The 1714-nt window shown below is 63.7% G+C and carries 1 protein-coding gene; it reads right to left on the bottom strand.

From position 1 onward, the window contains the following. A partial coding sequence (locus AC0B9F_RS38045; RefSeq protein WP_472010373.1) for a homocysteine S-methyltransferase family protein occupies window positions 1-1608 on the bottom strand: 1608 nt, incomplete at its 3' end. Window positions 1609-1714 lie beyond the last annotated feature (106 nt).

Here is a 1714-nt window from a genome sequence, read left to right as displayed (position 1 = left end):
AGCCTTGAGCTGACGGATGGCTTCGATGGTCTCGATGCCGTCGCGTCGCACCTCTTCCTGACCGGTGGAGATGGGGAAGGTCAAGGCGTCGACGATGATGTCGGACTCGGCGAGTCCCCAGTTTCCCTTGATGTCCTCGATCAGACGCTTGGCGATGGCGACCTTGGTCTCGGCTGTGCGAGCCTGGCCCTCTTCGTCGATGGTCAGGGCGACGACTGCCGCGCCGTGCTCCTTGACCAACGTCATGATCTTGTGAAAACGCGATTCGGGGCCGGCGCCGTCCTCGTAGTTGACGGAGTTGACAGCGCAGCGGCCACCGAGGTGTTCGAGACCGGCCTGCAACACGGCAGGCTCGGTGGAGTCGAGCATGATCGGCAGCGTCGAGGACGTCGCCAGACGGCTGGCCAGTTCCGACATGTCGGCGGCACCGTCGCGGCCCACGTAGTCGACGTTGAGGTCGAGCATGTGTGCGCCGTCGCGGGTCTGGTCCTTGGCGATGTCCAGGCACTTCTGGTAGTCCGCGGAGAGCATTGCCTCGCGGAAAGCCTTGGAGCCGTTGGAGTTCGTGCGTTCACCGATCATCAGGATGCTGGCGTCCTGCTCGAACGGCACCGCCGAGTACAGCGAAGAGGTGCTCGGCTCGTGGATCGGCGTGCGCTGGGCCTTCTCGACCTGACGGACCGCGTCGGCGACCGCGCTGATGTGCTCGGGTGTCGTACCGCAGCAGCCACCGACGAGGCCGAGTCCGAACTCGGAGACGAAACCACTGAGCGCTTCGGCCAATTCGTCGGCGGTCAGCGGGTACTCGGCGCCCTTGGGGCCGAGCTGCGGCAGACCGGCATTGGGCATGACCGACACCGGCAGCGTCGAGTACTTGGACAGATGTCGGAGATGTTCGCTCATCTCGGCCGGCCCGGTGGCACAGTTCAGGCCGATCATGTCGATACCGAGTGGCTCGAGTGCCGTCAATGCTGCACCGATCTCACTGCCCAGGAGCATCGTTCCGGTTGTCTCGACCGTCACGTGCGTGATGATCGGCAACCGCAGTCCGAGTTGCTCCATCGCACGCTGGCTGCCGAGGATTGCAGCTTTCACCTGAAGCAGGTCCTGGCAGGTTTCGACGAGGATGGCGTCGGCGCCACCGTCGATCATGCCGAGCGCAGCTTCGGTGTACGCGTCACGCAGGACTGCGTACGGTGCGTGTCCCAGGCTGGGGAGCTTGGTTCCCGGTCCCATCGAGCCGAGTACGAATCGGGCCATGCCGTCGCGGCCTGGTCCCATCTCGTCCGCTACTTCACGGGCGAGAGCAGTGCCTTTTTCCGCGAGTTCGCGGATCCGGTGAGAGATGTCGTAGTCGGCGAGGTTGGGCAGGTTGCAACCGAAGGTGTTGGTCTCGACGGCATCGGCACCAGCGGCGAAGTACGCACGGTGGATGTCTTTGAGCACGTCGGGACGGGTGTCGTTGAGGATCTCATTGCACCCCTCGAGGCCGAGGAAGTCGTCCAGGGTGAGGTCCGCGGCTTGCAACATGGTGCCCATCGCTCCGTCGCCGATGACAACGCGCTGTTTCAGCGCATCAAGCAGGGCAGAGTTAAATGGGGCAGACAAGCCGCCTGCCGTGGCCTTCGAGGAAACAGCGGCGATGGGATTTCTGGCCTCGAATCGGTTCAATGCACTTACCTCACGGGTTGGTTGTCGTCGACACGAGATAGTG

It is taken from the genome of Streptomyces sp. NPDC097129 (assembly GCF_055668065.1).
This window is presented reverse-complemented; position numbering and strand designations above follow the sequence as displayed.